We start from the raw sequence: 25,100 nt of genomic DNA, 5'->3' as shown, positions 1-25,100 counted from the left end.
CACGAACTAGAAACTTCCCAGGACGTTGCCATCCTGCCGGTCGGCCAGGCCATTCAGGATCGCGAAGTCCATCGTTTCCGATAGAAAGCGAACCGAGCCATCGGTCAAAGCGGCTTCGACTCCACCAGGATGGGCCGAGACAAGCGAGATGTTGCCGAAGTAGTTCTCGGTCGTCCCAGTCCCGCCGTAGGCCGCAATCGGGTAGCGAATGGTGGTGACGTTGGCTTCCCAGTTGTCGGCGGAGTAGCCGCTGCTCCAGGTTCGCCCAGCGTGACCGCCACTCCGCTTGGCGACTTTGTTGCCCGAAGCGTCGATGAAGAAGTCGCTTTGCTCGCTGACAATCATCGTATTGCTGGTTCCGTCGGTGGCACTTTCCAGGCCGATCGCGTTGACCGAGCTGCTAATCGGCAGCATCATCCCGTTGAAACTGGCCCGACCATAGCCCCAGGGGTTTTCGTAGTAGTTGAAGGTCGAATCGACCGAGGTCGTGCCTCCCTGATAGTAAGAGCCCTCGATCCCCACATAGCTGGTGACCTGCAGGCTGACGGTACCGTTGGCTGACGTGTTCTGACTCTCGACTTCCGGCAATGGACTCGAAGGACACCTGAGGCCATCAACGCGAAGCTGATTCAAAATGGGGGCCGACGCGCACGCATCGTCTTGCATCTTCCAGTCGCCAGAGAACTTGGTCGCGGCCATTTGCTGATAGGCGGCATTCTGTTCGATGAAAGGCAGAATCCGCACGAACCATGATGGGCCATGCTCGTTCCCCACCAGGTGCGGCGCGGCATTGTAGGGAAGCTTGCGATAGGTGTCGTGATAGTTATGCAGGGCCAGGCCGAGTTGCTTCAGATTGTTGCTGCACTGCATCCGCCGAGCAGCCTCGCGAGCTTGTTGGACGGCTGGCAAAAGTAACGCAATTAAAACACCTATGATCGCGATCACGACCAGCAATTCGACGAGAGTAAACGCCGAGCGCAACGAAGATTTGAGACGCATACGATTTGTGCTCCGGAATAAACAACGCGAAAGATAACAGGTGAAATAGTTCACCTGGGCGTGGGAGCATGATGGGGCATTGGAGGGGGTAATTGCCCATTTGGTGGATGAATGGAAACCATTGAGGGGAAATGGAATCCACGGTCTCAATATAACAAGACATCGATGAGAGAGGAAAAAAAGCGATGAATTTTGTAGCTAATTTGTTCAAGCCGTTTGTCTGGTTTTCCCTTCAAAAAGGTTTGCAGGGCCAGGGCTGTTATCCCCGAGAACCGGAGGCTAGGCTGCGGTTTTAGATTCATGGTGTCAGGAACCAGCATGGGTGCTGTTTTCATTTACGAGTTGATTACCGGCGGTGGCTTGCAGGCAATCGACGGCGCGCCAGAGCCAAGCGGTTCGCTGCTACACGAAGGGATGGCGATGCTTTCCGCCATCGCCGCAGACTTCGCTGCCGTTGAAGGGATGGAAGTCACCGTGCTTCGCGATGCCCGATTGAGCCCGCTTGATATTGCCGCGTCCCGCCAGATCGTGGTGAACGGGGCCGAAGAGGAACGGAACGCCTTCGATCAGGCCGCCATGGAGACGGAAGCAACCCTTGTGATTGCTCCGGAGTTTGAAGGCTTACATCTCGAACGAACGCGCTGGGCGGAACAGGCCGGCGCCGCCTTGCTGAGTCCTGGCTCCGATTTCGTTGCGATCGCCAGCAACAAGTGGCACACCTTCCAAAAGTGGCGAGAGGCCAAGGTACCGACCGTCGATACCTTTCGCATCGTCGATCAGGCCAGTTGGCGTCATCTGCTCGAGGTGCCGGTGATCACGAAACCGGTCGATGGAGCAGGCTCCGAGGGAGTTCTTTCTTGGAATGCGGGAAAAGAGATCGACCCCGCCCTTTGGGAGGACGAAACATTTCTCATTCAGCCCAAGATGTGTGGCGATTCCATAAGCTGCTCGGCGCTGGGAAGTGGTAACGGTTTAAGTTTGCTTCCGGCCTCGATTCAGCGGTTGGATAAAGATTTCAAATATCTTGGAGGTACGTTGCCCCTCCCTTCGGAGATGAATGAGAGAGCGCATCGCCTTATGTCACAAGCAATTAGGACGTTGCCCCCTTTTCGGGGATATGTTGGGCTTGATATGATTCTGGGGCTTTGTCCCAAGGGTACGGACGATGTCGCGGTTGATTTAAACCCTCGGCTGACAAGCTCTTACGTGGGCCTGCGTCGGCATCTTCGAGATAACCTGGCACAGGCCATGCTCGACGTCGTCGCTGGACGCCCCTACCAACCGAATGCGGGAAGCAGTCGAGTTGATTTTGAGGTTCTTTGATTAGAGGAAACGGGAAGTCTATGACCGTTCTGGGCGTCGACATTGGAGGAGCCAATATCAAAATTGCCACGGGCGACGGGTTTGCCCACTCGTTCCCCTTCGCCATCTGGAAGAAGAAACACGAGCTGGTCGTCAACCTGAAGCACGTGCTGGGCATGACACCGGTCTTCGATCGTGTCGCGGTGACGATGACGGCCGAACTGGCCGACTGCTTTGGCTCGAAGGCAGAAGGTGTCCGCTTTGTGTTGGCCGCTATTCGCGAAGTCTTCGCCGACTATCCCGTGAAGGTCTATACGGTGACTGGCAAGATGGTGACGCTCGAGGAAGGGATCCTCGATCCGATGTCGGTCGCGGCCGCCAACTGGCATGCCTTGGGTAGCTTCGGCGGGCATTGGTTCAAAGGCAAGAACGGCCTGGTCGTCGACGTTGGCTCGACCACCACCGATATCATCCCTGTGGTGGGAGGTCAGGTTGCCAGCAAGTCGCAGTCAGACGTGCAGCGTCTGTTGGCCGGCGAACTGGTTTACTTGGGCGTCGAGCGAACTCCGATCTGTGGTATCACCGACCATGTCACCTTCCGCGGCAAGCGTTGCCCGACGGCGAACGAATGGTTCGCCACGTCGATCGACGTGCTGCTGGCTCTGGGGCTGTTCGACGAAGAGCCGGAAAATCATGGGACCGCCGACGGACGTCCGGCCACGCGTGAGTTCGCCAAGACACGACTGGCTCGCATGATTTGTGCCGACGGTGACGAAGTGACTTGGACCGAAATCAACGAGATGGCTCGCGAGCTGAACTCGATCATGGTCAAGAAGATCGCGGCCGGGATTCGCCAGGTGGTCGAAGAGCAGAAGATGGAAGTCGAGCTGACGGTTATCAGTGGCCATGGCGACTTCCTGGCCGAAGCAGCCCTGGATGCTGCCGGCGTCGTGACCCATCGCGAGTACCTCACCGACCTGATCGGTGCCAACGCGGCTCGCTGTGCCCCGGCGTATGCCTTGGCGATTCTCGCCGAGAAGATGTGGGACTAACGCCCCGCACCGCCTGTCAGAAATGATATCTTGAAAGACGCCCAGGCGATCGTTTGGCCTGGGCGTTTTCGTTGCGCCCTGCCTGCTGCCGATATCGCTTTCGCAGAAGGGATGACGCACGTTTCGCTTGATCGAATGAGGCGGGATCTGGACGAATGTCACTCAGCGTTTGGAAGCTCGGCGGAAGTTGTTTCGACCTGCCGGATTTGAAGCAGCGGCTATTGCGACTGCATGCCCGTGGTGAGGCCGGCCAGCAAGTTGTCGTAATCGCAGGGGGAGGCTTGTTCGCCGACGCGGTTCGCCGGGTCGATCAACTCCACTCGCTGCCAGGCGAGTGTTCACACCGCATGGCGTTGGATGCGATGCGAATGTCGGCCGCCATGATCGCGGCCCTGCTTGGCCAAAGTGGTCCGGTCGTCGATTCCACCGAACAACGGGCAAGGCTTTTGCAGTCGGCGGATGACGGCGAGGGAGAGTCCTCGATTCAGGTTTGGGATGTGATCGATCTTTGGCACACGCTGGTGCCTGAGCTGGAAGATCGATTTGGCAAGTTGCCTGCCGACTGGCGTTTGACGAGTGATTCGATCGCGGCTGCTGTAGCTGCGTTTGGCAACGCCGAGCGACTGGTACTGTGCAAGTCAATCGATCGCCCCTCCGGTGAGCCGGGAACAAGCTGGGCAGAAGCAGATGCGGTCGATCCGACGTTGCCACAGTTGGTTCCGTTTCTGAAGCAGATTCGGTGGGTGAACTTACGAAGCACACCATAGACGACGAGTGCAATAAAAAAGGGCCTCCCAATTGGAAGGCCCTTCTCTTTGCCGGAGATCTGGTCGAGCGGAATTAGTTCCACCACCAGACGTTGGTCGTGGCGGAAGCGAGCTGCTCGGTTCGCAGCTTGTCCATGCCAGCAACGTTTTCGGTGTGGCTGGCGACTTCCCACGAGTTGATGTCGACGCCGCCCGAAGCGGTGATCACCCACTGGCGACCCTTCTTCATGGCACTGAAGAAAGTCGGCACGGTGTCTGGCACTGGGAAGGCTTCCAGTTTGACTGGGCTCGAATCGCTCTGGATCATGTCCAGTTCCAGGTTGGCCTTCTTCAGCAGTTGTTCTTTCTGCAACAGAGCGGCGATGACGCACATGTCCATCACGTTTCGCAGGTCACCGAAGACTTTGTCTTCAGCCGACAGCTCTTCGTAATTCTTCGTCATGGCATCGGCCCACTTCTGCGGGATCGCGCTGGTCTTGCCGGTCTGCGCGACCGAACCGTCTTCAGCGACGATTTCGTCTTCGGTCATGGCCTTCACGCCAGGACCACGCAGTTGCCAGGCCAAGCCGTCTTCGCTCTGAGCGAGTGGCTGGTAGTTACAAGCCAACCACCAACGTGGCATGGCGTTCTGCACGGCACGAGCCGATGGGAGCATGTCGAGGTAGCTCGGCAGGCCACGGACTGGGCTTTGATCGAGGTGCATCGCGATACGCTTCATGCGGAAGTCAGCGGCGACCAGCACGCGGGCGAAGTGGCTATCCTTCGGCACACCGGTGATGGTGATGACCTGGGAACCCATGGCGCGTTCGACACCTTCTTTGACGCTGGCGTCCATACGGGTCAGGCTGGCCAGGTAGTTGTCCAGGTTCTGACGACCTTCGGCGGTTGGATCGATCGAACAGGTGATGCCACCACGACGGGCTTCTTCGGTGGTTTGCATGGCGACGATGAAGTCGTCCAGCAACAGAACCGGCCGACCGGTGGTCACACCGACGACGTTCCCCGATTCGTCAACCGTCCAACCTTCGGCTGGGCCCGCAATGACGACGTCGTTGTTGGCTTCGTCGACGAAGACATATTCAATACGCTGCAGACCAGCCATGTACTTCACGGCGTCAGGCAGCTTGCCACCATTGTTCTGGACCGAAGCCTTGATGGCATCGTTCAGACCACGGAGCGAAACCTTTCGCATCTTGACCGGCATGGTCATGTCGCCGGGGACCTTTTCCATCGAGTCGAGCATCAACTGGCGAAGTTGACGCTTCACTTCGGGCGGAGCCGAAGTCAGTTGACCATCGACGTTGATCGAGACACCACCCACGGCGTTTCGATTGTTGTTCAGGAGTTGACCTGCCTGGACCAGCGTCGCGGTCATGGCAACGCCAAGGATCATCACCAGGGCAAAGCGAAAGCGCAGGTGCAAAAGGGCCTTCATTCGAGAGATCTCCGGTTTTATCGCGAAGGGGCGTCACGAAGTTCCAAATGCAGGAAGTCGCGGGAAGCCCACAAAGAGCACATGATATGCTGAGTAACGACAGGAACGCATGCAGGTCGAAATTGCCTACATCCGCTAGTCCGACAAGGAAAGAAAATCCGCGCAAGTTGGGATTTCCATTCAATCTACAATAGTTCGCCTCGGAATTGGTTGCAAGGATTCAGCACGAATCCCGTTTTCCAAATCTTCCCCAACCGATCGTACCGGTTAAAGGAATCAGTCCGGCACCAGGGCCGACGCCTATCTTGCCTAGATGTCCCAGGGCGATCGACTACGCCCAGCGCCGAGGAAATCGACGTAACTGACGCAAAATTAACCATCCCCCGTTTTGCGTCGAACCTTCATGTGCATATAAGTGTATTATTACGATACACGTCGGCACGACCGGTGTTGGATATCAGGGGTGGTGTCACTTTCGCGAAACGGGTCAGCAAAAAAACGGAATGATCGCATATTTGATTATTCGAGAAGGTTCCAAGTGGACCGATGTCTTTCGCCTCGTCGAAGGGCAAAACGTGACGATCGGCCGTGCGCCCACCAACCAGATTGTGATCAAGGATGATCGCTGCAGCCGGTATCATGCAGAAATCTTCCTATCTCAGGGGGTGTGGACCATTCGCGATCTCGATTCGCGGAACGGGACCACCGTGGAAGACTCCCCCATTCGAGGTGATCAGGCCCTAACGCCGGGCAACATTATCCGCGTCGCCAACACGCAGCTCGCCTTCGTCAATGATCTATCCGCCGCCTTCCCTGATGGTTCGTCCAGTAGCAGCCACTTGTTCGACTCGAACGCAGCCATCGATCAGACGATGGTCGGTTACGACAGCGAACATGTATTAGATATCGCCGAGCCGACAAACATTACCCATCGCCGGCAACAGACTCGCTTCCTCAAGCCGGAACGCGAAGACGCCAAAGAAGGCTCGGTCGTACCGCGCGTCGGTCGTGCTGCTGCTCGTTTGTGCCAATTGGCCTTCGAATTGGCTCAACAGGCCGACATCATTGCCGTGGCAAACCTGGCCCTGGAAGGCCTTTTCGAGAGCACCCAGGTCGACTCGGGCGCGGTCTTGCTGTTGCCGCGGGGGTTCAAAGGACCTTCGACGGAAAAGGACCTGGAACTGATCAGTTCCCGAACCGATAAGCTTCCGGTTTACCATCGCATCTCTCGATTTCTGGCCAATACGGTGCTCCGCGAAGGGGAAGCAGTCTTGGCCCGCAACGTCACCGACGACAGCCGTTTCGGCAGCCGAGACAGTAAAGGGGATATCCATGCGACCAGCGTATTGGCTGCACCGATCCGGCAGAACGGCAAGGTCATTGGCCTGATTCATCTTTACTCGACTGATGCCGGCAGAATCCCTGATCCGGAAGACCTCGAGTTCACCTTGGCCGTCGCCGAGAACGTCGCCCTCGCACTGAAAAACCTGGAACGCCAGCAGGAACTGACCGAGACGATTTCGCAGTCCATGGTCGAGATCGACGAGCTCCGGCAGAAGCTGGGAGCGGAAAGCAATATCGTCGGCAGCAGTCCGCTGATCCTCGACGTCCAGAAGCAGATTGCCCGCGTCGCTCCGAGCCGGGCCACGATTCTGATCACCGGCGAAAGTGGGGTCGGTAAGGAACTGGTCGCACGTGCGGTGCATTTCGCCAGTACGCGTAAAAAAGGCCCCTTTGTCTGTTTAAACTGTGCCGCGCTTACCGAGTCGCTGCTCGAGAGCGAACTGTTCGGCCACGAGAAAGGTGCGTTCACCGGAGCGACCGATCGCAAGGTCGGCAAGTTCGAGGCGGCCCATCGCGGAACGCTCATGCTCGACGAAATTGGCGAGATGAGCGAAGCGATTCAAGCCAAGTTCCTCCGTGTGCTGGAAGGCCATCCTTTTGAACGTGTTGGTGGGAACGAAGCGGTTCAAGTCGATGTTCGCGTGACTGCGGCGACCAATCGCGACCTGGAAAAAGAAGTCGAACGAGGCCGCTTCCGCCGCGACTTATTCTTCCGTTTGCGGGTCGTCGAAATCAATGTGCCTCCCCTGCGAAAGCGGCCGGAAGACATTCTCGATCTGGCTTCCTACTTCGTGCAAAAATACAACGCGGAAACGGGGCGACGTATTCTGGGGTTCACCCAGTCAGCGATTGACGACTTAAAGAAGTACCGTTGGCCTGGCAACGTTCGCGAGATGAAAAACGTCATCGAAAGAGCAGTGGTCCTTTCGCAGACCGAACGCATCAGTTCCGACGATCTGGCGTTGTCGAACCTGACCGCCAGCAGCGATACCGCCGAACTGAATGCAGTGAAGAGTGGATACGAACCCCTTTCGCTCGCCGATCTGGAAAAGAGGCACATCGGTGCCACGCTGCGGGCAACCGGCTGGAACAAGAGCCGGACTGCGGGGATCCTGGGGATCGAACGTTCAACGCTCGATCGCAAGATCCGTCGCTACCATATTCAGCCCCCCGCCGAGGCATAGGGCCGGTTGTGGGCGTTCTGATTGTATCGGACGTCGCGATTACGACGGATACAGCATCTTGATGAGTACCGCGTTCTTGACGGACCATGGATTGTGCGCGCCGCATTATCCCATACTTACGTGATCAATATATGACTAATTTTGGGTTTCAAAGTCCCCTAATTGAGTACACGTTATGTCTTCTGTCATGGAATCCTTCTCGAATTTGTCTGGTGCCAACAGCGTTCTGGCTGATGCCGTGGTTCATTCTGTCGAGAAGGCGTTGACGATGTGTGGCGCGTCGGCCCGTTGTGTCGGCGTCGCGACCGTTCCTCTGCGTGATAAAGGCCTGGTGACGGGCATCATCGGTGTGCATGGCCGCGTGTCAGGCTTTATCACCGTGAACATGTCTGAAGTACTGGCGATCTCGGTGGTCGAAGGCTTGCTGCAAGAAGAATTCGGCAAGCTCACTAGCCAGGTGGTCGACGGTGCCGGCGAAGTCACCAACATGATCTGCGGTGGCATCAAGTCGCAGCTGGCCAAAACGAACTTTTCGTTCCAGGGTATCACCGTTCCTTCGATCATCGTCGGTGAAGGCTACTCGATGGCGTTTGCCCGCGGGTTGGACTTCGTCAGCGCGACATTCGAGCACGACAATCCCGAAGCGGTGATGCTGGACGATCGACTGCTGTCGGTCAGCATGTGCTTCTTGAAACTGTAAACTCGGATCAGATTTCCAAGAGACAACCGACCTTGCTTAGAATTGGCTCGCCCTGTCGTCTCGTAATCCAGGGCAAGCGAATCGGTTGGTTTGTCGAGAGAACGACGAATTGCATCCTTGCTGTCACACCGTTCCTGGGCGGGACTTCGTCGGTTCCATCCTCTCTCAGGCGAAGCGGAAGAGTGCCTGAGAGATTGCTTCCTTCAGGGAAAGCTTACTGCGAAACGGGCAGCACTTCGAGCTTGCCAGCTTCTTCTTCCTGAGCGGCCACAGCACGATCCACGATCGTCTGGATGGTCGATTCCGACTGAACGCCGATCAGGATCTGGCGACGCCAGCCATCCTTCGTCTTGCGGTACAGAGCCAACTGAGGATAGCCACCGCCCGACATGATGCGCTGAGCAATCCGAGGCTGAGCGTCCGCGTCGACTTCCGTGTAAACGACACCGCTCAAACGGCCTGCTCGCTTCAGACGTGGCATGATCGATTGCTTCATCGTCACGCACGCTGGGCACCAATCGGTACCAACCAGAACGAGCATTGGTTTGCCGGTTTCCATTGCGGTCTTGAAAGCGTCGTCGTACTGTGCGGGTTGATCACCGACGGCAGAGACTTGCAACAGAATGGCCAGGGTAATGCCGAGCATACACTAAGTTCCTTACTTAATTTTTGCCCCGGGGAGGGCGAGTTGGGCCTGCGTTCTGGGTCACAGGTAATTCACAGACCACATAATCCAGAAAAATTGGGTGGGGTGTGATTGTTGGGGGGCAGATCCCAGTCAGAGGTCGTGGATCAGGTCGCCTTCACATGAGACGCCTTTCAGCGTGCGGGTACGCTGAATCCAGTGCAGTGTTTGGATACACTGTCGAACCCCCTTGTGTCGTTAACCAACCGTGGTTGAAGCGACGCCTGGGCCTGCGGGTTGGGCCAAGTTTAACGATTCAAGGGGACATGACAAGTGTCCAATTTGAGAACTTGCCGGAGACTTTTCTGATTGCCGTGGCAAGTCTTCTGAGAACCACATCTTGGAACGGGTAAAAAGATTTCTCATTTTCGACTAGAGTTGTGCTAGCGGAAATGCTTCAATAGTCGATAGTTACAGCAAGGCAGCCGAGTGGCCACTCGGCAGTAGTCTCAAGGATGTCACCCGGTATGGTGCTACATATTGGCGTGGTTGGATTGGGCTGTGATTGGGAATCACGACACCGCCCTGCCCTTCACTCGCTGCAAGATCGATTTAAGGTCGAATTCATTTGTGATGAAGTTGCGCTTCGAGCGCGCAACGCGGCTTCGCAGTTCAATGCGATGGCCCCAAACGGATTTCGACGCGCGATTTCCGCCGATCATATCGACGCGGTGTTCTTGCTGGATCAGCAATGGTCTGGCTTACTGCCGATGCAGTCCGCTTGTGCCGCGGGCAAGGCGGTTTATCTGAATACCGCCCTCGAAATGGACGCGGATTCTCAAAGCGAACTGGTGCGTTTGATCGAGACGACCAAGGTTCCTTTCATGATCGAATTCCCGCGGCGATTCGCCCCGGCCACGATTCGTCTGAAAGAACTGATCGCAACCCAGCTGGGCCAACCGAAGCTGATCTTCTGTCATCATCGCATCACGCCGGCGAACGGCAGCAGCAGCCCGCGCTCTTTGATCATTCAGCGTTACCTGGCCGAGATCTTCGATTGGTGTCGTTACATCGTCGATGGCAAGCCAGAGTCGCTGTTCAGCGTCAGTTATCCTCGCGCCGAACAGCCGAACGATATCGAATACCAAATGCTCAGCGTCGATTTCCAATCGAAGGAAGACCCTGCCCGTCGTGTGGTCGCTCAGATCAGTGCTGGGACCTATTTGCGAAGCGATTGGCCTGAAGCGGTTTCGTTCCGTCCTCCCGCCGCGATGCAGGTTTGCTGCGAGAATGGCATCGCGTTCATCGATTTGCCTAACACGTTGATCTGGTTTAACGGTGCCGGGCGGCATATGGAATCGCTGGAAGGGGAACGCCCCGTCGGCGAACGATTGCTCGCGTCGTTTCATCGACTGCTAGAGAATGGCAACCATCACTTCGATTGCCTCAATGAGTTTCGCGAATCGACTCGCGTGATTCAGGCGGCTCGGCAAAGCATCGCCGAAAACCGCCGGATCGTTTTCTAGCAGACCGACTAGCGAACTTCTTCGGTCTGCTGCAGTTCTTCGATCCAGAGTCGGATCTCGTTTTCATATTCCACGGCCAAGTCTCCCTTCACCAATTGGCGATGGAACGAAGCCGCACCACCGCTTCGCAGATCGGCGTCTTCGGCCGAAGGAAAGCGACGCGACGGATCGGGCGCGATCAACCGCCGACAGAAGTTCATCAGCAGTTCGTTGCAGGTAACTTCATTCGGAAGGATGTCGAGCAGTCGCTGAGCCAGGAAACGCTTGGTTTCCAGCAGTTCGCGGAAGTTCTGGATATGTCCGAACAGCGAACGCCCCGAGAGCATCTCGATCAACACGTAACCGAGGCTGGCCAAGTCGCTGCGTGGCGTCGCTTCGGCACCTTCCAGCACCTCAGGAGCCGCATAGGCCGGCGTACAGGTCCGCGTATCAGGAGCGTTATCGATCTCGAAAGCGGAGCCGATATCGATCAACTTACCGGTGCCGGTACGCTTGAGCATGATGTTCGACGGCTTCACGTCGGCATGCACGATCCCTTCGCGATGCAGCGCCGCCAAAGCAGCGAGACAGTCACGAGCGATCGCCACCGCCACGCCCGGCTTGAAGCGAGGCTGCTGCGGTCCCTTCGTCACCACGACCTGGTTGATGTAGTTCCACCGTTCGTCCGAGACGCGCGGGCGGATCCGTTCGACCATGCCAGGCGTCGAAAGCTGCTGCAAGTCGTAGCCGTCGACCCATTCCATCACCATGATGCGGATGGAGCTGGAGTCGAGAAAGTTGTGGATCTCGAGCAGGTTATGCTGCTGGATCTGGGCGACTCGCGAGGCGACGCGAGCGTTGCGGGCCATCGCGTCGTTGTATTGTGTGGCACTCTCGAAACGCTCTGGCGAGAAGATCTTGATGGCCAAAGGAAGCGTAAAGCCATTGGCACCACGCCGCTCGGTCAAGAAGACGAGCCCTTGGCCACCTGAACCAAGCAGGCGACGCAGCGCGTAGTGTTCGGTCCAACTAGAACGCTTCGAGTTGATCAGCGATTCGTACCGCTGGAGCAGCTCGACCGGGCATTTCCGCTCCGAGGCACCGCCCGTGATCGAAAGCGTCGGTTGAAGATTCTGTTGGGTGGTAGTCAGCATAAGTGGCGACTTCCTGTCGGCGTCTTCGGGGTTCAAAACGCTCAATTTCCTTGTGCATGATAGGGGGAGGCGAATCGATGGGTAAAGATTCTTTCCCGTAAATAAATGAAAATCTGGTGAAAGTAAATATCCCCTCGATTAACTGTGTGTTATCGGGGACTCGCAGCGCTTTGGGTGATACGGCTACGAAGGCTTTCGAACCGGGAATCCAAGTTGTTTATCCACTAGATTAATTGGAGGTTGTCCATCCAGATAGCGTTTCAAGTTCGTGCAAAAAAGTGCCGTCGCATCGGCGTTGCGGGTAGCTCCCTGGGCACCAACGTGCGGAGTAATGATGACGTTTGGCATCTCCCACAGAGGGCTGTCGTGCGGCAACGGTTCGATTTCGGCGACATCGATCCCTGCCCCAGCCAACTTGCCCGACTGCAGGGCTTCGACCAGGCAGACTTCTTTGACGACCTGACCGCGAGCCACGTTGATGAACCAGGCATCCTGCTTCATCGCGGCAAATCGACCTTCGTCGATGATGTGATAGGTGCTCGCGTTCAGTGGCAGAGTCAGGATGACAACATCCGATTCTGCCAACAGGTCGTCCAGGCGATCGGCCGGCCACAGTTCTTCGACATGGTCGGGTTTGTCGTACGGAAACAAGTCGGTGGCAATGATGCGGGTTTGGAACGCCGACAGAATCTCGGCGATCCGGCGACCATTTCCGCCGAGACCGACGATCCCGACCGTCTTGCCATGCAGGTCGTGGGTGGGGCGTCGGGTGTAATCTTTCACGTTCTGGGCCCGAAAGAAGACCGGCAGCGATCGGATCAAACCCAACAATAGAGAGAACGTTTGTTCGGCCACCTGGTTCGCGAAGAGGCCCGAGGCGCTCGAAACGATGATGTCCGATGCGATGACTTCCGGCACCAGGCAGTGGTCCATGCCGGCCGCGGAAGACTGGATCCATTTCAACTTCCCTTGCTTCACGACCTCTGGCCATGGCATCGGGACTTTGGCGTGTCCGCAGAAGATGTCGGCTTCGAGGATCGCTTCGGCAATCCGCTCTTGCCCGGCGTCGATGATTTCGGCGTCTGGTGCGACCTGGGCGATGGCCTCGATGAATTCCGGCTGGGTCTGGTAACAGAGAGCGATTTTCATGGTGTTTATTCTTTATCGAGGCGGCATCCAGGCAAGTGAAGGGGAACTATCGTAATCCAAGCTGAGAATAGCGGCTATTGGTCTAGTTTGCCGAAGAAAAAAACGAACCTCAATGGTTTGCGATTGTCTGGCTTTTGCGATGGCGAATAATGGAGGCTCGCTTCACGGTACGTACCTCTCCCCAGGGCAACATGCTAGATACATTAGAACGCACTGATTCGTCGTCTCCTACCGACGAACGTAGCTGGTGGAGCCGTCCTTGCGGGATCCGCGAATTGCTGTGGATTGCCCTCCCCCTGATCGCATCGACGGCATCGTGGTCGATGACTAGTTTTGTCGATCGGATGTTCCTCTTCTGGTACTCGCCTGAATCGATGGCGGCTGCGCTTCCTGCGGGAATGCTGCACTTTACGCTGCTTTGCTTCCCGATTGGTCTCGCTTCGTACTTGAACACGTTCGTCGCTCAATACGACGGAGCGGGCAGGCCCGAGCAGATCGGCGCGGTGATCCGTAAGGGGGTGCAGTTTGGTGCCGTAATGGTGCCGCTTTACTTCCTCACCATTCCATTGGCCGCGTGGGCTTTTCAAATGGTGGGGCATGCTCCCGAGGTGCAGGTGCTGGAAGTCCGCTATTTCCAGATTCTTTCCTTTGGTGCCGGAGCTTCCGTCGTTTCGGCGGCCATGTCCTGCTTTTTCACCGGACGAGGCAAGACAACTCTGGTGATGTTCGTCGAAATTGGCTCTTGCGTTTTGAACGTTGTGTTGGACGGTTTGTTCGTCTTTGGCTTCTGTGGGGAGTGGCTGGAAGGGATCACCGGAGCGGCAGTCGCCACCACGGCCAGTCAATGGTTCAAGGTGATTGCCTACTTCATCCTACTGTGGAAGCCGGCTCGCGGAGGCGAGTTCGGCTTGCTTGATTGGTCTCGGGACGAACCGGGTTTGCTGGGACGTATCTTCCGCTACGGCTCGGCGAGCGGGTTTCAGGTGCTGCTCGAAGTCGGGACCTTCACTGGTTTCACCTTCTTGATGGGGCGGATGGGCCTGACGGCGATGACCGCGTCGACTTTGGCCGTCGATATTAATGCCCTCACGTTTGTGCCGATGATTGGTCTGGGGACCGGCATTGCCACATTGGTGGGGAGAGAGATCGGCCACGAAGACCCTCGCCGGGCAGCGACTGCGACATGGTCGGGGCTGGTGATCGCCTTGATCTACGCGGGCACGATGGGAATGACCTATTTCCTGGTGCCTGACTTCTTCCTGGCGGCCCATGCGATGGGGATGGAGCCGACCGAGTTTGAAGAGATCCGCGTTTTGAGTATCTTTCTGCTCCGATTCGTGGCGTTCTTTTGCGTGTTTGACGCATTGAACGTCGTCGCGGTGAGCACCCTGAAAGGGGCTGGCGATGTCCGCTTCATTATGGTGGTGGGGATTGTTTTCAGCTTGATTCTGGCGAGTTTGGCCTTCGCGTTTGTTTGGCTGGGGCAAATCCACGTTGCTGGGCTTTGGCTGGTAATGACCAGTTGGGTGATTCTGTTAGCCATTACGCACTGGGTGCGGTTCTTTACGGGGCAATGGCGTCAAAAGAATGTCATTGATCCCGCCTAAAATGGCGTATTGGGGCGTAGTTTCGGGGAATTACGCCGCTGGTTCTTGGCGAATTGGTCGGTTGTGGCAATAATTAATACTGGATGGATATCCATACACACCCGGCGCATCTGCCATACAAACGTGCCATCCCATCATTGATCTGCCACCCCCGAAAGAATCTTTTGAGGAGCTAGTTCCCTGTCTACCTCGAAATACCAGATTGGCTGGACTGCCATCGTTATTTTAGTCGTGCTCCGGTTATTGACCGGCTGGCATTTCTTCATGGAAGGATCGAAGAAAGTCAAATCTGGCGACTTCTCGTCGGCTGGATTCCTGCGGAATGCCAAAGGCCCCCTCGCCGATAACTTCCGAAACATGACCTTCGACTTGTACGGAGCCGACCGTCTCAACAAAGACAACATCGCTGGCCGTGCGGCTGGCTATCGCGATCTGGCGATTGGCGAGTTCGGCGACAACATCGCACCGAAGGCTCAGAAGTCGCTCGAACGCTACCTCGGCCGTATCAATTACTACTTTGAAGAGAACGCCGAAGACATCGACAAGTACTTCAACGAAGTCCAGGTCTACGAAAAGAAGCGTCAGGACGAACGTTACCGTGGTGTGGCCCACTACGAAGACCGTTTGGCCGACAAAGACAAAGAGCTGTACAAGAGTCTGAGCAAGTGGACAAAAGAAATTGCCACTGCCGAAGCCGATTACATCGACGATCTGAACCGCATCGGTCAGGCCGAAACGCAGTCGAATCAAGCGATCTATCAGATCAACCCAAACATGGGAACTGTCGATCGTTTGGTGACTTGGGTGCTTTTTAGCTGCGGTATCCTGTTGATTCTGGGACTGTGTACGCGGTTAGCTGCGTTGGCGGTTGCCGGCTTCCTGGCTCAGGTGATGTTGGCTCAGTGGCCATTTGCCCACGGGGCCGACCTTACCTACGTTTATTATCAATCGGTCGAGTTCACCGCGTTGCTGTTCATCGCAGCGATCGGTGCAGGCAAGTTTGCCGGGCTGGACTATATCGTTTGGAACTCAATTTCCCAGTGCTGCAGCCGCGGTGCATCTAAATAAGGTGGAGTAAATCATGAATTTGAAACCAGAAGAACTCGCCGTCGGCAAGGAAAACTTCAACGAAGCTTTGGGGGTCAACCGTCGTGACTTCCTGAAAGGCGTCGTCGCGGCTGGGGCCGTGTCGGGTGCTGGCCTGGGGGCCATGTACTTCGGCTACTCGAAGGTCAAAGATCCGGTTCGCATCGGTGTCATCGGTACCGGTGACGAAGGTAGCGTGCTGATCGGTGCCTTGAATCCAGAATACGTCGACGTTGTCGCCATCTCGGACATTCGTCCTTACAACGTGCACCGTGCCTTCCACGGCGACCATTCGAGCCCAGCGGCTTTGGATGCTCGTAAGGGTCTGATGTCGGTCTACGATTGGAAGACCGAAGACGAAGCCAAGAAGCACGTGAAGGTCTACTCGGACTACAAAGAACTGCTGGCCGACCCGAACGTCGAAGCCGTTATTTGTGCTCTGCCGCTGTTCATCCACAAGCAAGTCGCTATGGATGCCATGGCCGCCGGCAAGCACGTGCTGACCGAAAAGCTGATGGCCCACACGGTCATGCAGTGTAAGGAAATGGCACGTATGGCCGAGGAGCAGGACCTTTACCTCGCCACCGGTCACCAACGTCACTACAGCGTGCTGTACGACAACGCCGTGAACCTGATTCAGTGGGGCGTGTTGGGTGAAATCCATCACATCCGCGCTCAGTGGCACCGCGGTAATCTGCCAGGTGGCGATAGCTGGCAACAGCCACTGCCAGGCGGCGAAAAGCTGGCCGATGGCAAGGTGGTCGACGAAATCAAAGCGCGTATGGGGGCCTTCAAGAAGCGTGCTGAATCGGAAAGCGATCCAGCACTGCGAGCCCAGTACAAGGCGATGTTCGCCCAGTACGAAGCTTGGAACGAAGACCGCAACATCGACCCAACCAAATACGGTTACAACGACTTCAATATCACCAACCGTCAAGGCGAAGATCGCAAGATCTCGGCGATGGAAGAACTGTGCCGTTGGCGTTTGTGGGATCGTACCGGTGGTGGTCTGATGGCCGAACTGGGAAGCCACCAGTTGGACGCCGCGTCGATCTTCATCAGTGCCCTGCGTAAGGATGGCAAGAAGGCTCATCCACTCGCCGTCAGTGCGACCGGTGGCCGTCACATCTTCGGTTACGACCGCGATGCCGACGATCACGTCTACTGCATGTTCGAGTTCCCAGGCAGTGGCTACGACCCAGAGTTCCCGGTCGGTTATTACGACAACGTCACCAACTGGCCACCTAAGGGCAAGGGTGTTCCTTCGTACGACGAAGATCCACACAAGAAGGTTGTGGTCACCTACTCGTCCATCAACGGCAACGGCTTTGGTGGTTACGGCGAAGTGGTCATGGGGACCAAGGGTTCGCTCGTCCTGCACAATGAAAAGGACGTCGCTCTCTATAAGAACGGCGTTTCGGCCGACACCAAGCTGAGCGTCAAGAAAGACGCCGGCGGTCCAACCATGGACACCCAGGCCAGCGGTGGTCAGACGAAGGCAGCTTCGCTCGCCAACGCCGCCACCCAGGGACCTGTCAGCCGTGGTTACACCGAAGAGATCGAACACTGGGCTTACTGCATCCGCAACAAGGATCCAGAGAACAAGCCGAAGTGTCATCCAGAAGTTGCCATGGCCGACGCCGTCATCGCTTTGACCGCACGTCTGGCGATTCAGCGATCAAACCAGGGCAAGGGCAGCTACGTTGCCTTCAAGGAAGAATGGTTCGACGTTCACAGCGATGCGACGCCAGAACAAGATCTGGCTTAATTGCCATCGCTTCCCAAGCTTAAAAAAAACGAAAAGGCTCAGTGAATTACTAACTGAGCCTTTTTTCATGGATGGGTCGCGACGCACGGTTGCGACCAGTCCAACGGCGGTTTAAATTCCGCTTCTGCGAATTCTTTTACCCTGCCTAGAAGGAGATTGACTGTGGAACCATGGGCCATTGGCGTATTCGCCAGTATCGATGCCGGACTTGGAGTAAACCTGGATGTGGCCCAGGAGTTGGGTATCAAAACGATCCAACTGCACGCTCCACACCAATCGTCGCGTACCCAGGAAAAGGTCGACGCCTTCAAGGCTCGCTTGAATGAACTCGGCATCACGCCAACGGTCGTCTTTGGCGGCTTCGACGGCGAAAGCTACGCTGACATTCCTACCACGCAAAAGACGGTTGGCCTGGTGCCTCCGGAAACGCGTGCGGCTCGCGTGGCCGAGATGAAAGAGATCGCCGACTTCGCCAACATGCTCGGCTGCAAGTGCGTTGGTCTGCACATCGGTTTCATCCCGCACGACACCAGCGATCCACAGTACGGCGAAGTCGTCGCGGTGGCTCAGGAGCTGTGTGATTACTCGGCCAAGATGGGCCAGAACGTTCATCTGGAAACCGGCCAGGAATCTGCCGATGGCCTGCTGCAGTTCATCGGTGATGTTGGTCGTGAGAACCTGAAAGTCAACTTCGACCCTGCCAACATGATCCTGTACGGGACCGGCGAGCCGATCGAAGCGGTTAAGAAGGTTGGCAAGTACCTCGGAAGCGTGCACTGCAAAGACGCTAAGTGGGCCGCCAACCCAGGCCAGGAATGGGGCCAGGAAGTGCCTCTGGGCGAAGGGGACGTCGGCATGGAAGATTATCTGCGTGCCCTGAAAGAAGTCGGCTACGACGGTCCTCTGACGATTGAACGCGAGATCCCACAGGAACCAGAACGGCAAAAGAGCGAAGTCGGCCAGGCCGTCACTTTACTCACCGGTCTGAAGACGAAGATCCTCGGCTAATCGAACTGGCCTGTTTGGCAGGCCGCGGACGCAAAAACCAGATCAAAATTAAAAGCGGGATCACAATGATCGCCGCTTTTTTTAATACCAGGATGGCCAGGACCGAGCCGATGCCGATGGTCGCCAACCAGATCGGCAGCTTGCTGATTTGTGGGAACGCCAGCCAGACAACTGCCATCACCACGCCAATCCGCAGCAGAGCGGCCTGAAACGGGCCCAGATTCGACGTTTCGCCTCCCAAGAGCCACATTCCGCCCGCCAGCCCTAACGTCAACAACGCGACGATACCGATTTGTGATCGTTTCGAGAGCATGGGGCCAATGCGGATTCAGGGAGGAAGAACGAGGCGGGGTGGCGTAGCTCGATCGCCAGGCGGTTAGATGCGATCGAGCGTGTTCAGCCAGTTGGCCAGCATCTTGATTTCGGCCGGCGAGAGCGTGGTAGCCTCTTTGCTGGTCAGTTCCGACTCGATGACCGGGTACTTCATCTTCTGTAGAGCTGCGATCTGGCTCTTCAAGGCCTTGGCAGAATCGGATTCGGCTGCTGCCATGAAGACGATTTCCAGTTGGTCGAGCGGTTCGTTGTCTGGAATGTTGGTGCCGCGTGGAATGCCCGCTTCGATAGCGACCGAACCGTTCTGCACGTCGCGGTTTTCAAAGCCATGGATCAGGGCCAATGCCCCGCCAGACTTGCCACCCACAACAATCGTGCGGTTCGCGTCGATTGGGTAGTTGTCTCGCACCCGATCAATCATCTTGCGAACGACCGAAGCTTCCGGTCGCGTCCAACGCGAGTCGTTGGCAGGCGAAACCTCGAGGACGGCGAAACCAAACGCCTCGGCTTCTTCTTTCCAGCTGTCTCGCTGCGGCTCGAATTTGAACTCGGCATCGTTCAGCAGCACAATCAGGCCCAGCGAAGGGAGCTTCTTGGCGATCTCAGGCACAAACAGCTTGGCGGCATTCTTTTCTTCGGCGAGTTGGAATTCGCTTTCCCCGGTGACTACACCTTCCTGGGCCTCGGCATCTGCGGCGGCGGTTTGGGGCGGAGCGTCGCTTAAGAATTTTGACGGCACACTCTTGGGAGTTACCTCGATCGTTTCTTCCTTGCCGTCCCGCAGAACGACCAGCTTATGGGCAACTTCCGGTTCGGCCGTGGCGACTGCCGTGCGAAGGGAGAGTGGAGTCGAGATCTCGGCATCGTTGTATTTAATAATCTGATCGCCAGCCTTCAGACCGGCGGTCGCTGCTGCCGTGTCACCGAACACATGGTAAACGATGGCAACGTCACTTTGATTGCGATCGAGCAGTACACCCAGCAGCGGGCGATCGTATGGAATCAGTTCGGCTGCCAAGGTCACGCTCAGGTCGAGTGTTTCTTCGCCGCGCTTCACCTTGAAGTCGATCGTATCGCCCGCATACGCAACGCCCAAAATGTGTTTCAGTTGAGCCTGACGTTCGATTGGAAGGCCGTTCGCACCGACCAGGATGTCTTTCTCTTGAATACCAGCGACCTGAGCAGGGCTGTTGTAGCGAACTGCCGCGATCTCGGCCTGATCGGCGACGATGTCGTTCCCTTTCAGGTTGATCCCCAGCAGGCCTGGTTTCAGGTCGGTGCCCTCTTTCAGCGTGTCGACACGCTGCAGAATCTCGGCCAGCGGAACCGCAAAGCCAATCCCGGAGTCGTACCATTCCGTGCCGCCAGTGGCACCAGGATCTTGAGGGGAAAGAGGCGTCAGGATCCCGATCACGTGGCCGTGAATATCGATCAGCGGACCACCATAGTTATTTGGCGAAATCTTGGCATCGGTCTGCACCGCTTTGCCCCACACGCGATGAGTGGCGCTCACGATTCCAACCGAAACCGAGGGAGAATCGGCGGCGAACGTTTTGCCTAAAGCAATCGCCCATTGTCCTGGCCGCAACTCGGTACGTTCGGTCGTTTCAGGCACTGGCAGTTCCATCTCGGTCTCGACCTTCAGCAAGGCGAGGTTCCGACTGGTGTCTTTCGCGATCAGCTTCGCGGCCACACGTTTGCCATTGGGCAATGTCACCAGGATGCCGCTGGGCTGCTGGATAAACCCGATGTAGCTCGAAATGATAAAGCCGTCGGGCGAGATGATCGTGCCGCTGGTTCGACTGGCACCTTCCAGCGGTCCGCCACCTTCGACCAGGCCGCCAACCGTTTCGATCTGGACGACACTGTCGGCAACCTTATCGACGGCGCTTTTGATGGCGACCTGTTCCGCGACATTCACTTCCTGAGCGGACAACGGAGCAAGAACCAGGCAAACGCTTTGCACGATTGCGAGTGTCAGGATGGAAAGCGACTTCGACATTATTGCAATTCGTTGAGGGTGAGTTCGACCAGTTGTCCGTCCCGTAAAACGGTCAAAGAAACGATGTCGTCCCGATCCATGTAGCTAAGCTTTTCAATCAACGCCTTCTGGGACGGAATGAGCGTTCCGTCGGCGTACAGAATCAAGTCGTCAGGCTGCAGCTTGGCCGATTCCGCCAGCGAACCTTTCTCGACGCGTTCGACGTAAGGTGGCGTCTTGTCGAGAACATCTGGCACCAGCACCAAACCGGCGTGCTTCAAGGTGAGCGGCGTTAGCGGCTTTTCCATTTCTGGATCGACGACCGGACGCGAGCGGCCAGCCAAAAGGTCTTCGATTGGTTCGCGAAGCTGAGCAATCGGAATGGCATAGTTCAGCCAGATGTCGTTTCGCGAGCTGCGTAGTTCTTTGCCGAGCAGCCCGGCGAAGTTGCCTTGTTGATCGGTCAGCACGCCACCGGCGGCACCGGGGTTGTTGACGATCGCATCGACAATCAGCACTGGGCCATGGTAGGCGGAAGGAAACGCACTGCGGCGTGCTTCCAGGGGTGTCACGGCGGAAACATATCCGCTGAGAACGCTGGCCGCTTCATCACCGGCCGCGATACCAAACAGGTTGCTGAAGGAAAGGATGCGATCGCCTGCTTGGGGCGAGACCCCTTCGTCGAGATTGAAATAGGGAAGGTTCTGGGCATCGATCTTCAAAAGTGCGATTCCGAAGCGAGGATCCGCCGCGGAAAGTTCCGCCACGAAGTGGCGGCCATCGTCGAGCACGATCGTGATTACGCTGGAATCGAGGACGTAGCTCCACGCGGTGAGGATATGTCCTTCGGGAGAAATCAGGCTGCCCGACTGGTACGACTCGAGCCCACGCAGCCCCCCTGCCCCGTAGATCTTGACGATCTTCCGCTGGACGTCCTGGGTAACCTCTCGCAAAGTCGATTCTGCATTCAGCGAGCCAGTGGGCAAAGCGACACAGCAGGCCGCAACGATCAGTAGTCCCAGTTTGGCAAACGCGTTCCGTTGCATCTTAGGCCCCCTTCTCGCTGGCTGGCTTATTGTCTTTCGGGGCGACCGTCCATTTTTTGATGGTCACGATATCGAAGGGATCGTCACCAAAACGAACGACCATGCGATGCGGAAGCGTGTAGCCATCCGATTCGCGGTAGTCGCTGAATTCGATCTCGCACGGATCGGAGTCCGATTCCGGGAACATCTCCAGTACCATCAGTTGGCCTGTCTTCTGATCGAAGTAGGCTCGGATTTCCAAGGCATCATACAGGCCGACCAGAACATCGTACTGCACGTCGAAATCACGTCGCGGTGCGGTGCCCAGGTAATAGACTTCGCCGAAGGTCTCGAACTTTTCTTTCAGCAGACGCTTCCAGGTATAAAGCGTCAGGAACAAACCACCACTACCGGCAGGTTCCAGTTTCTGAGTCAGGTCGCCGGTCATTTCCAGGTTGTGGTTCACCCCGGCCATCTTGCCTTCGACGGTCATCGGGCCGATGTGGATGGTGCCGCTGTCGTTATCGACCAGCGTGTATTCCATCGACCAGGTTTCGCCAGACTGGCCCCAATCGCCCAAAGCATCGAGCGCCTTTCGCAGTCGCTGCTGGTGGGCTTCGTTGAACTGATAGTTGGCGTAGCCTGTTTTTTCAGCGTGCAGGTGCTTCCACTCTTCAGGCGGTTTCGCTTCTTCGGTTCCAGGGTGCCCGGGCGGCTTCATCGGACGACTTGGCTTGTCGTCTCCCTCTTTCTCTTCGCCTTCCTTCGGAGCCGGAGATTCTTCCGGACTTGGTGGAATTGGAGCGTTGCCCGATTTCTCGAGCAGTTCGCGTCGCGAGTGAACGCCTGCTAGACGGACGACCGTATCGAAGCGTTTCCCTTCGCGACGGTACGAAAGCGGAATGCTCCAACCGCGTGGATAGATCCCCAGAATGTTTTTGAAACCGTTGACGGTCGTGATCTCGCGATTGCCGAAGCTAACGATCTCGTCACCGTAGCGGAGCCCGCGTCGATAGGCATCGGACGAGGAAAGAATGTTCGTCACAACAACGCGGCCTTCAGTGTCGGTGCTGACCGTCGCGCCCAGCGTGGCATGGTCGATGATGCGGCCACTCTTCAAGTAACCAAGGAAGTTCATCACCTGGTTGATCGAGATGGCGTAGCCGACGCCGACGTTCACACGGCCACGTTTTTCAAACGAACCACGGCCATTGATGCCGATGAGCTGCCCTTTGTCGTTGAACAGCGGACCACCGGAGTTGCCCGGATTGATGGCCGCATTGGTCTGGATACAGTCGGTGTATTCCAGCAGTGTGCCGGCCGGGTATTGGTAGCGATGCACGCCCGAGACGATGCCCCAGGTTACCGTTGGCTGCAGGTCGGTCGCCAGCAGAAAGGGATTACCGACGGCGAAGCACCAGTCGCCTGCTTGAACGGAGTTGCTATCGACGATTTCGGCCGCGGGAAAGTCGTCTCTGCCGAGTAATTTGATCACGGCGACGTCGCCGACAGGATCGACACCGACAATCACGGCGTCGTACACCTTACCGCCATCTTCTGGCATGCTGCACTTCATGAAGTTGCCAGCCGGATCGGCGACATGAAAGTTGGTAACCGCATAACCATCGGGGCTGATGATCACGCCACTACCGCCACCGGCCGCACCTGCGAAGACCGAGATCGTCGAAGCGGAAGCTTTGGCGACGGCGTCGATACGAGCCTGTTCGGCCTTCAGAACGACGTCCATCTCGGCGGCCTCGGCATGCAGCCAAGGTAACGAAACGAGAGTCAGGCAGATTAATAATGGAGTAACGCGATGCATGCGGATTCTCTTGGATTACTTGATCAGGCGTGCCTGGCAAAGGTGCAGCACGTCGCCCCAATCTTCACCATCTGCCGCATCGACGATGATCTTCATTCGGCGAACGCCTGATATATTCAATGCAATGTCTTCCGGCTGTGTGTCGCCGGAGAATTCTTTCTCGAACAAAATCTTCTGGTCGCCCACGATCTGCAGCTTGGCCGTGCACGAACCAAGGCTGGCCGGGGCGATCCCGACTCGCATCTGAAGCTGGCGGAACCCGGTTGGCAAGTCGTACAACAGTTCCGAAGTCGCGTGGACGGCCATGCCGCGGGAATAAGCGACCGGCTCGCCATCCTCTTCCAGCGTCAACATCGTGCCGCGGAACGAGGTGTTCATCTTCGGAGCATAAACCAACGCGAAGTCATCGATCGCGATGCCTGACTGCAGAACCGGAGTCCACGTGACGCGGGCCGGCTTCATTTCGTCAAGGAATTGAATGTTGCCAGCAGCAAAGTCTAGCTTGGTAATCTGGTCGAAGGCGACCGGGATTTCGGTTCCGGTCAGCGTGGTGACCTGGGTATGACCGTTGTTGAGCTGGACCGAACGGGCCAACAGCTTCGAGCGATCGTTCAGTTCGACCAGGCAAAGTGGTGAGGGAAAGGTCCGTGCCCCACGCTGATAAAACAGCAGACCGTACAGCTTCGACAAATCGACCGTTGTGGTCAGGTCGTCAAGCTGGATCTTCACACCTTTGGAAGAGACGCCGTGGATGACCACTTCCTGAATGGTGAGATCCCCTTCGCGTATCAGCACGATCGCGTCGGCTCCGGTGTATTCGCTGACGATCTCGTACCAACGCTGCTTGAGAGGGTCGTCGTCCGCCAGGCTGGCATCGGCTTCGGGGTGCAGAAAGCGAATGCCTTTCATGGCACTCTTGCCGAGTGAGATCTTATTGCCGCCGGGCGATTTGAGATCGGCCGTGCGGGAAGAAATGTTCAAGTTCGCAATCAGAAGCTGCGAGCCATCCGCCAGCGAAACTTCGAAGGCAGGCGGCGATTGCGGCTCGAACGGCGCCGGTGACGTGGGCACCACATTGATGATGTCTTTGGTTGAAAGCGTGCTGGAAGATCCATCGGCTAATTCCAACGAAAGGGAATCGGCCGTCATCTGAACGAGGTTGCCTTCAGTTTTGGATCCATCCAATTGCTGCACCTCGACCGCAGGTGGTGCGGCGAGGAGCGAGAGCATGATCAAGCAAAACGTCTTCATGAA

The 25,100-nt window shown here is 56.7% G+C and carries 20 protein-coding genes; 10 read left to right on the top strand and 10 right to left on the bottom strand.

Features of this window, described 5'->3' with window-relative positions; genetic code table 11:
* Positions 1-6: 6 nt before the first annotated feature.
* Complete coding sequence (locus ABD890_RS02435; RefSeq protein ID WP_345085444.1) at positions 7-999, bottom strand: DUF1559 family PulG-like putative transporter; 993 nt, start codon at positions 997-999, stop codon at positions 7-9.
* A gap of 420 nt (positions 1,000-1,419) precedes the next feature.
* On the opposite strand from ABD890_RS02435, the gene ABD890_RS02430 reads away from it, so the two are divergent.
* The 3 genes from ABD890_RS02430 (at position 1,420) to ABD890_RS02420 (ending at position 4,120) form a co-directional block, all read left to right on the top strand.
* Positions 1,420-2,322, top strand: a complete 903-nt coding sequence (locus ABD890_RS02430; RefSeq protein ID WP_345085441.1) for an ATP-grasp domain-containing protein — start codon at positions 1,420-1,422, stop codon at positions 2,320-2,322.
* 20 nt (positions 2,323-2,342) lie between these two features.
* Positions 2,343-3,353: a hydantoinase/oxoprolinase family protein gene (locus tag ABD890_RS02425; protein ID WP_345085438.1), complete on the top strand. Its 1,011-nt coding sequence runs from the start codon at positions 2,343-2,345 to the stop codon at positions 3,351-3,353.
* A gap of 155 nt (positions 3,354-3,508) precedes the next feature.
* Positions 3,509-4,120, top strand: coding sequence for an amino acid kinase family protein (locus tag ABD890_RS02420; RefSeq protein ID WP_345085436.1), 612 nt, complete (start codon positions 3,509-3,511; stop codon positions 4,118-4,120).
* 73 nt (positions 4,121-4,193) lie between these two features.
* On the opposite strand, the gene ABD890_RS02415 is transcribed toward ABD890_RS02420, so the two are convergent.
* On the bottom strand, positions 4,194-5,555 hold the full coding sequence (locus ABD890_RS02415; RefSeq protein WP_345085433.1) for a DUF1598 domain-containing protein: 1,362 nt from the start codon (positions 5,553-5,555) through the stop codon (positions 4,194-4,196).
* A 503-nt stretch (positions 5,556-6,058) separates the two neighbouring features.
* On the opposite strand from ABD890_RS02415, the gene ABD890_RS02410 reads away from it, so the two are divergent.
* Together ABD890_RS02410 and ABD890_RS02405 are read left to right on the top strand one after the other, a co-directional pair.
* Positions 6,059-8,083, top strand: a complete 2,025-nt coding sequence (locus tag ABD890_RS02410; protein WP_345085430.1) for a sigma 54-interacting transcriptional regulator — start codon at positions 6,059-6,061, stop codon at positions 8,081-8,083.
* 175 nt (positions 8,084-8,258) lie between these two features.
* Positions 8,259-8,783, top strand: a complete 525-nt coding sequence (locus tag ABD890_RS02405) for a chemotaxis protein CheX (protein ID WP_345085427.1) — start codon at positions 8,259-8,261, stop codon at positions 8,781-8,783.
* Positions 8,784-8,997: 214 nt separating this feature from the next.
* On the opposite strand, the gene ABD890_RS02400 is transcribed toward ABD890_RS02405, so the two are convergent.
* A complete protein-coding gene (locus tag ABD890_RS02400; RefSeq protein ID WP_345085424.1) occupies positions 8,998-9,429 on the bottom strand; it encodes a thioredoxin family protein in 432 nt (143 codons plus the stop codon).
* 506 nt (positions 9,430-9,935) lie between these two features.
* On the opposite strand from ABD890_RS02400, the gene ABD890_RS02395 reads away from it, so the two are divergent.
* On the top strand, positions 9,936-10,934 hold the full coding sequence (locus ABD890_RS02395; protein WP_345085421.1) for a Gfo/Idh/MocA family protein: 999 nt from the start codon (positions 9,936-9,938) through the stop codon (positions 10,932-10,934).
* 8 nt (positions 10,935-10,942) lie between these two features.
* Here ABD890_RS02395 and ABD890_RS02390 read toward each other — a convergent pair whose 3' ends face one another.
* Both ABD890_RS02390 and ABD890_RS02385 read right to left on the bottom strand, forming a co-directional pair.
* Positions 10,943-12,067 (bottom strand): serine/threonine-protein kinase, encoded by a 1,125-nt coding sequence (locus ABD890_RS02390; RefSeq protein ID WP_345085418.1) that lies wholly within the window; start codon positions 12,065-12,067, stop codon positions 10,943-10,945.
* Between the two features lie 183 nt (positions 12,068-12,250).
* Entirely contained in the window at positions 12,251-13,216 is a 966-nt protein-coding gene (locus ABD890_RS02385; protein WP_345085415.1) for a D-2-hydroxyacid dehydrogenase, read from the bottom strand.
* A gap of 191 nt (positions 13,217-13,407) precedes the next feature.
* On the opposite strand from ABD890_RS02385, the gene ABD890_RS02380 reads away from it, so the two are divergent.
* From ABD890_RS02380 to ABD890_RS02365, 4 genes are all read left to right on the top strand, one after another.
* Positions 13,408-14,823 carry an MATE family efflux transporter gene (locus tag ABD890_RS02380; protein WP_345085412.1) on the top strand — a complete coding sequence of 472 codons (1,416 nt, stop codon included), beginning with the start codon at positions 13,408-13,410 and terminating at the stop codon, positions 14,821-14,823.
* A gap of 264 nt (positions 14,824-15,087) precedes the next feature.
* Entirely contained in the window at positions 15,088-15,891 is an 804-nt protein-coding gene (locus ABD890_RS02375) for a DoxX family protein (RefSeq protein ID WP_345085410.1), read from the top strand.
* 13 nt (positions 15,892-15,904) lie between these two features.
* Complete coding sequence (locus tag ABD890_RS02370) at positions 15,905-17,677, top strand: Gfo/Idh/MocA family protein (RefSeq protein ID WP_345085407.1); 1,773 nt, start codon at positions 15,905-15,907, stop codon at positions 17,675-17,677.
* Between the two features lie 162 nt (positions 17,678-17,839).
* Positions 17,840-18,685, top strand: coding sequence for a sugar phosphate isomerase/epimerase family protein (locus ABD890_RS02365; RefSeq protein ID WP_345085404.1), 846 nt, complete (start codon positions 17,840-17,842; stop codon positions 18,683-18,685).
* Here the strand turns inward: ABD890_RS02365 and ABD890_RS02360 are convergent.
* From ABD890_RS02360 to ABD890_RS02340, 5 genes are all read right to left on the bottom strand, one after another.
* Complete coding sequence (locus tag ABD890_RS02360; protein WP_345085401.1) at positions 18,654-18,998, bottom strand: hypothetical protein; 345 nt, start codon at positions 18,996-18,998, stop codon at positions 18,654-18,656. The two genes, ABD890_RS02365 and ABD890_RS02360, sit on opposite strands and share 32 nt — an antisense overlap.
* 63 nt (positions 18,999-19,061) lie before the next feature.
* The gene (locus tag ABD890_RS02355; protein WP_345085398.1) at positions 19,062-21,020 is read right to left on the bottom strand and encodes a PDZ domain-containing protein; all 1,959 of its coding nucleotides are present in this window, start codon (positions 21,018-21,020) and stop codon (positions 19,062-19,064) included.
* On the bottom strand, positions 21,020-22,045 hold the full coding sequence (locus ABD890_RS02350; RefSeq protein ID WP_345085395.1) for a S1C family serine protease: 1,026 nt from the start codon (positions 22,043-22,045) through the stop codon (positions 21,020-21,022). The genes ABD890_RS02355 and ABD890_RS02350 overlap by 1 nt, the downstream gene beginning before the upstream one ends.
* 1 nt (position 22,046) lies before the next feature.
* A complete protein-coding gene (locus tag ABD890_RS02345) occupies positions 22,047-23,846 on the bottom strand; it encodes a S1C family serine protease (RefSeq protein WP_345085392.1) in 1,800 nt (599 codons plus the stop codon).
* Positions 23,847-23,861: 15 nt separating this feature from the next.
* Positions 23,862-25,097: an NPCBM/NEW2 domain-containing protein gene (locus tag ABD890_RS02340; RefSeq protein ID WP_345085389.1), complete on the bottom strand. Its 1,236-nt coding sequence runs from the start codon at positions 25,095-25,097 to the stop codon at positions 23,862-23,864.
* Positions 25,098-25,100 lie beyond the last annotated feature (3 nt).

The sequence above is a fragment of the Bremerella cremea genome (genome assembly GCF_039541315.1).
GTDB classification, from domain to species: domain Bacteria; phylum Planctomycetota; class Planctomycetia; order Pirellulales; family Pirellulaceae; genus Bremerella; species Bremerella cremea.
The sequence above is the reverse complement of the archived record's forward strand: the minus strand, read 5'-3'. Positions and strand labels throughout refer to the sequence as shown.

What these genes read in the sequence shown, in the direction of transcription:
- ABD890_RS02420 (WP_345085436.1), top strand. Translation starts at nt 3,509, where the DNA reads ATGTCACTCAGCGTTTGGAAGCTCGGCGGAAGTTGTTTCGACCTGCCG.
- ABD890_RS02345 (WP_345085392.1), bottom strand. Translation starts at nt 23,846, where the DNA reads ATGCATCGCGTTACTCCATTATTAATCTGCCTGACTCTCGTTTCGTTA.
- ABD890_RS02355 (WP_345085398.1), bottom strand. Translation starts at nt 21,020, where the DNA reads ATGTCGAAGTCGCTTTCCATCCTGACACTCGCAATCGTGCAAAGCGTT.
- ABD890_RS02415 (WP_345085433.1), bottom strand. Translation starts at nt 5,555, where the DNA reads ATGAAGGCCCTTTTGCACCTGCGCTTTCGCTTTGCCCTGGTGATGATC.
- ABD890_RS02340 (WP_345085389.1), bottom strand. Translation starts at nt 25,097, where the DNA reads ATGAAGACGTTTTGCTTGATCATGCTCTCGCTCCTCGCCGCACCACCT.
- ABD890_RS02405 (WP_345085427.1), top strand. Translation starts at nt 8,259, where the DNA reads ATGTCTTCTGTCATGGAATCCTTCTCGAATTTGTCTGGTGCCAACAGC.
- ABD890_RS02410 (WP_345085430.1), top strand. Translation starts at nt 6,059, where the DNA reads ATGATCGCATATTTGATTATTCGAGAAGGTTCCAAGTGGACCGATGTC.
- ABD890_RS02385 (WP_345085415.1), bottom strand. Translation starts at nt 13,216, where the DNA reads ATGAAAATCGCTCTCTGTTACCAGACCCAGCCGGAATTCATCGAGGCC.
- ABD890_RS02400 (WP_345085424.1), bottom strand. Translation starts at nt 9,429, where the DNA reads ATGCTCGGCATTACCCTGGCCATTCTGTTGCAAGTCTCTGCCGTCGGT.
- ABD890_RS02375 (WP_345085410.1), top strand. Translation starts at nt 15,088, where the DNA reads ATGGAAGGATCGAAGAAAGTCAAATCTGGCGACTTCTCGTCGGCTGGA.
- ABD890_RS02425 (WP_345085438.1), top strand. Translation starts at nt 2,343, where the DNA reads ATGACCGTTCTGGGCGTCGACATTGGAGGAGCCAATATCAAAATTGCC.
- ABD890_RS02435 (WP_345085444.1), bottom strand. Translation starts at nt 999, where the DNA reads ATGCGTCTCAAATCTTCGTTGCGCTCGGCGTTTACTCTCGTCGAATTG.
- ABD890_RS02395 (WP_345085421.1), top strand. Translation starts at nt 9,936, where the DNA reads ATGGTGCTACATATTGGCGTGGTTGGATTGGGCTGTGATTGGGAATCA.
- ABD890_RS02430 (WP_345085441.1), top strand. Translation starts at nt 1,420, where the DNA reads ATGCTTTCCGCCATCGCCGCAGACTTCGCTGCCGTTGAAGGGATGGAA.
- ABD890_RS02360 (WP_345085401.1), bottom strand. Translation starts at nt 18,998, where the DNA reads ATGCTCTCGAAACGATCACAAATCGGTATCGTCGCGTTGTTGACGTTA.
- ABD890_RS02380 (WP_345085412.1), top strand. Translation starts at nt 13,408, where the DNA reads ATGCTAGATACATTAGAACGCACTGATTCGTCGTCTCCTACCGACGAA.
- ABD890_RS02390 (WP_345085418.1), bottom strand. Translation starts at nt 12,067, where the DNA reads ATGCTGACTACCACCCAACAGAATCTTCAACCGACGCTTTCGATCACG.
- ABD890_RS02350 (WP_345085395.1), bottom strand. Translation starts at nt 22,045, where the DNA reads ATGCAACGGAACGCGTTTGCCAAACTGGGACTACTGATCGTTGCGGCC.
- ABD890_RS02370 (WP_345085407.1), top strand. Translation starts at nt 15,905, where the DNA reads ATGAATTTGAAACCAGAAGAACTCGCCGTCGGCAAGGAAAACTTCAAC.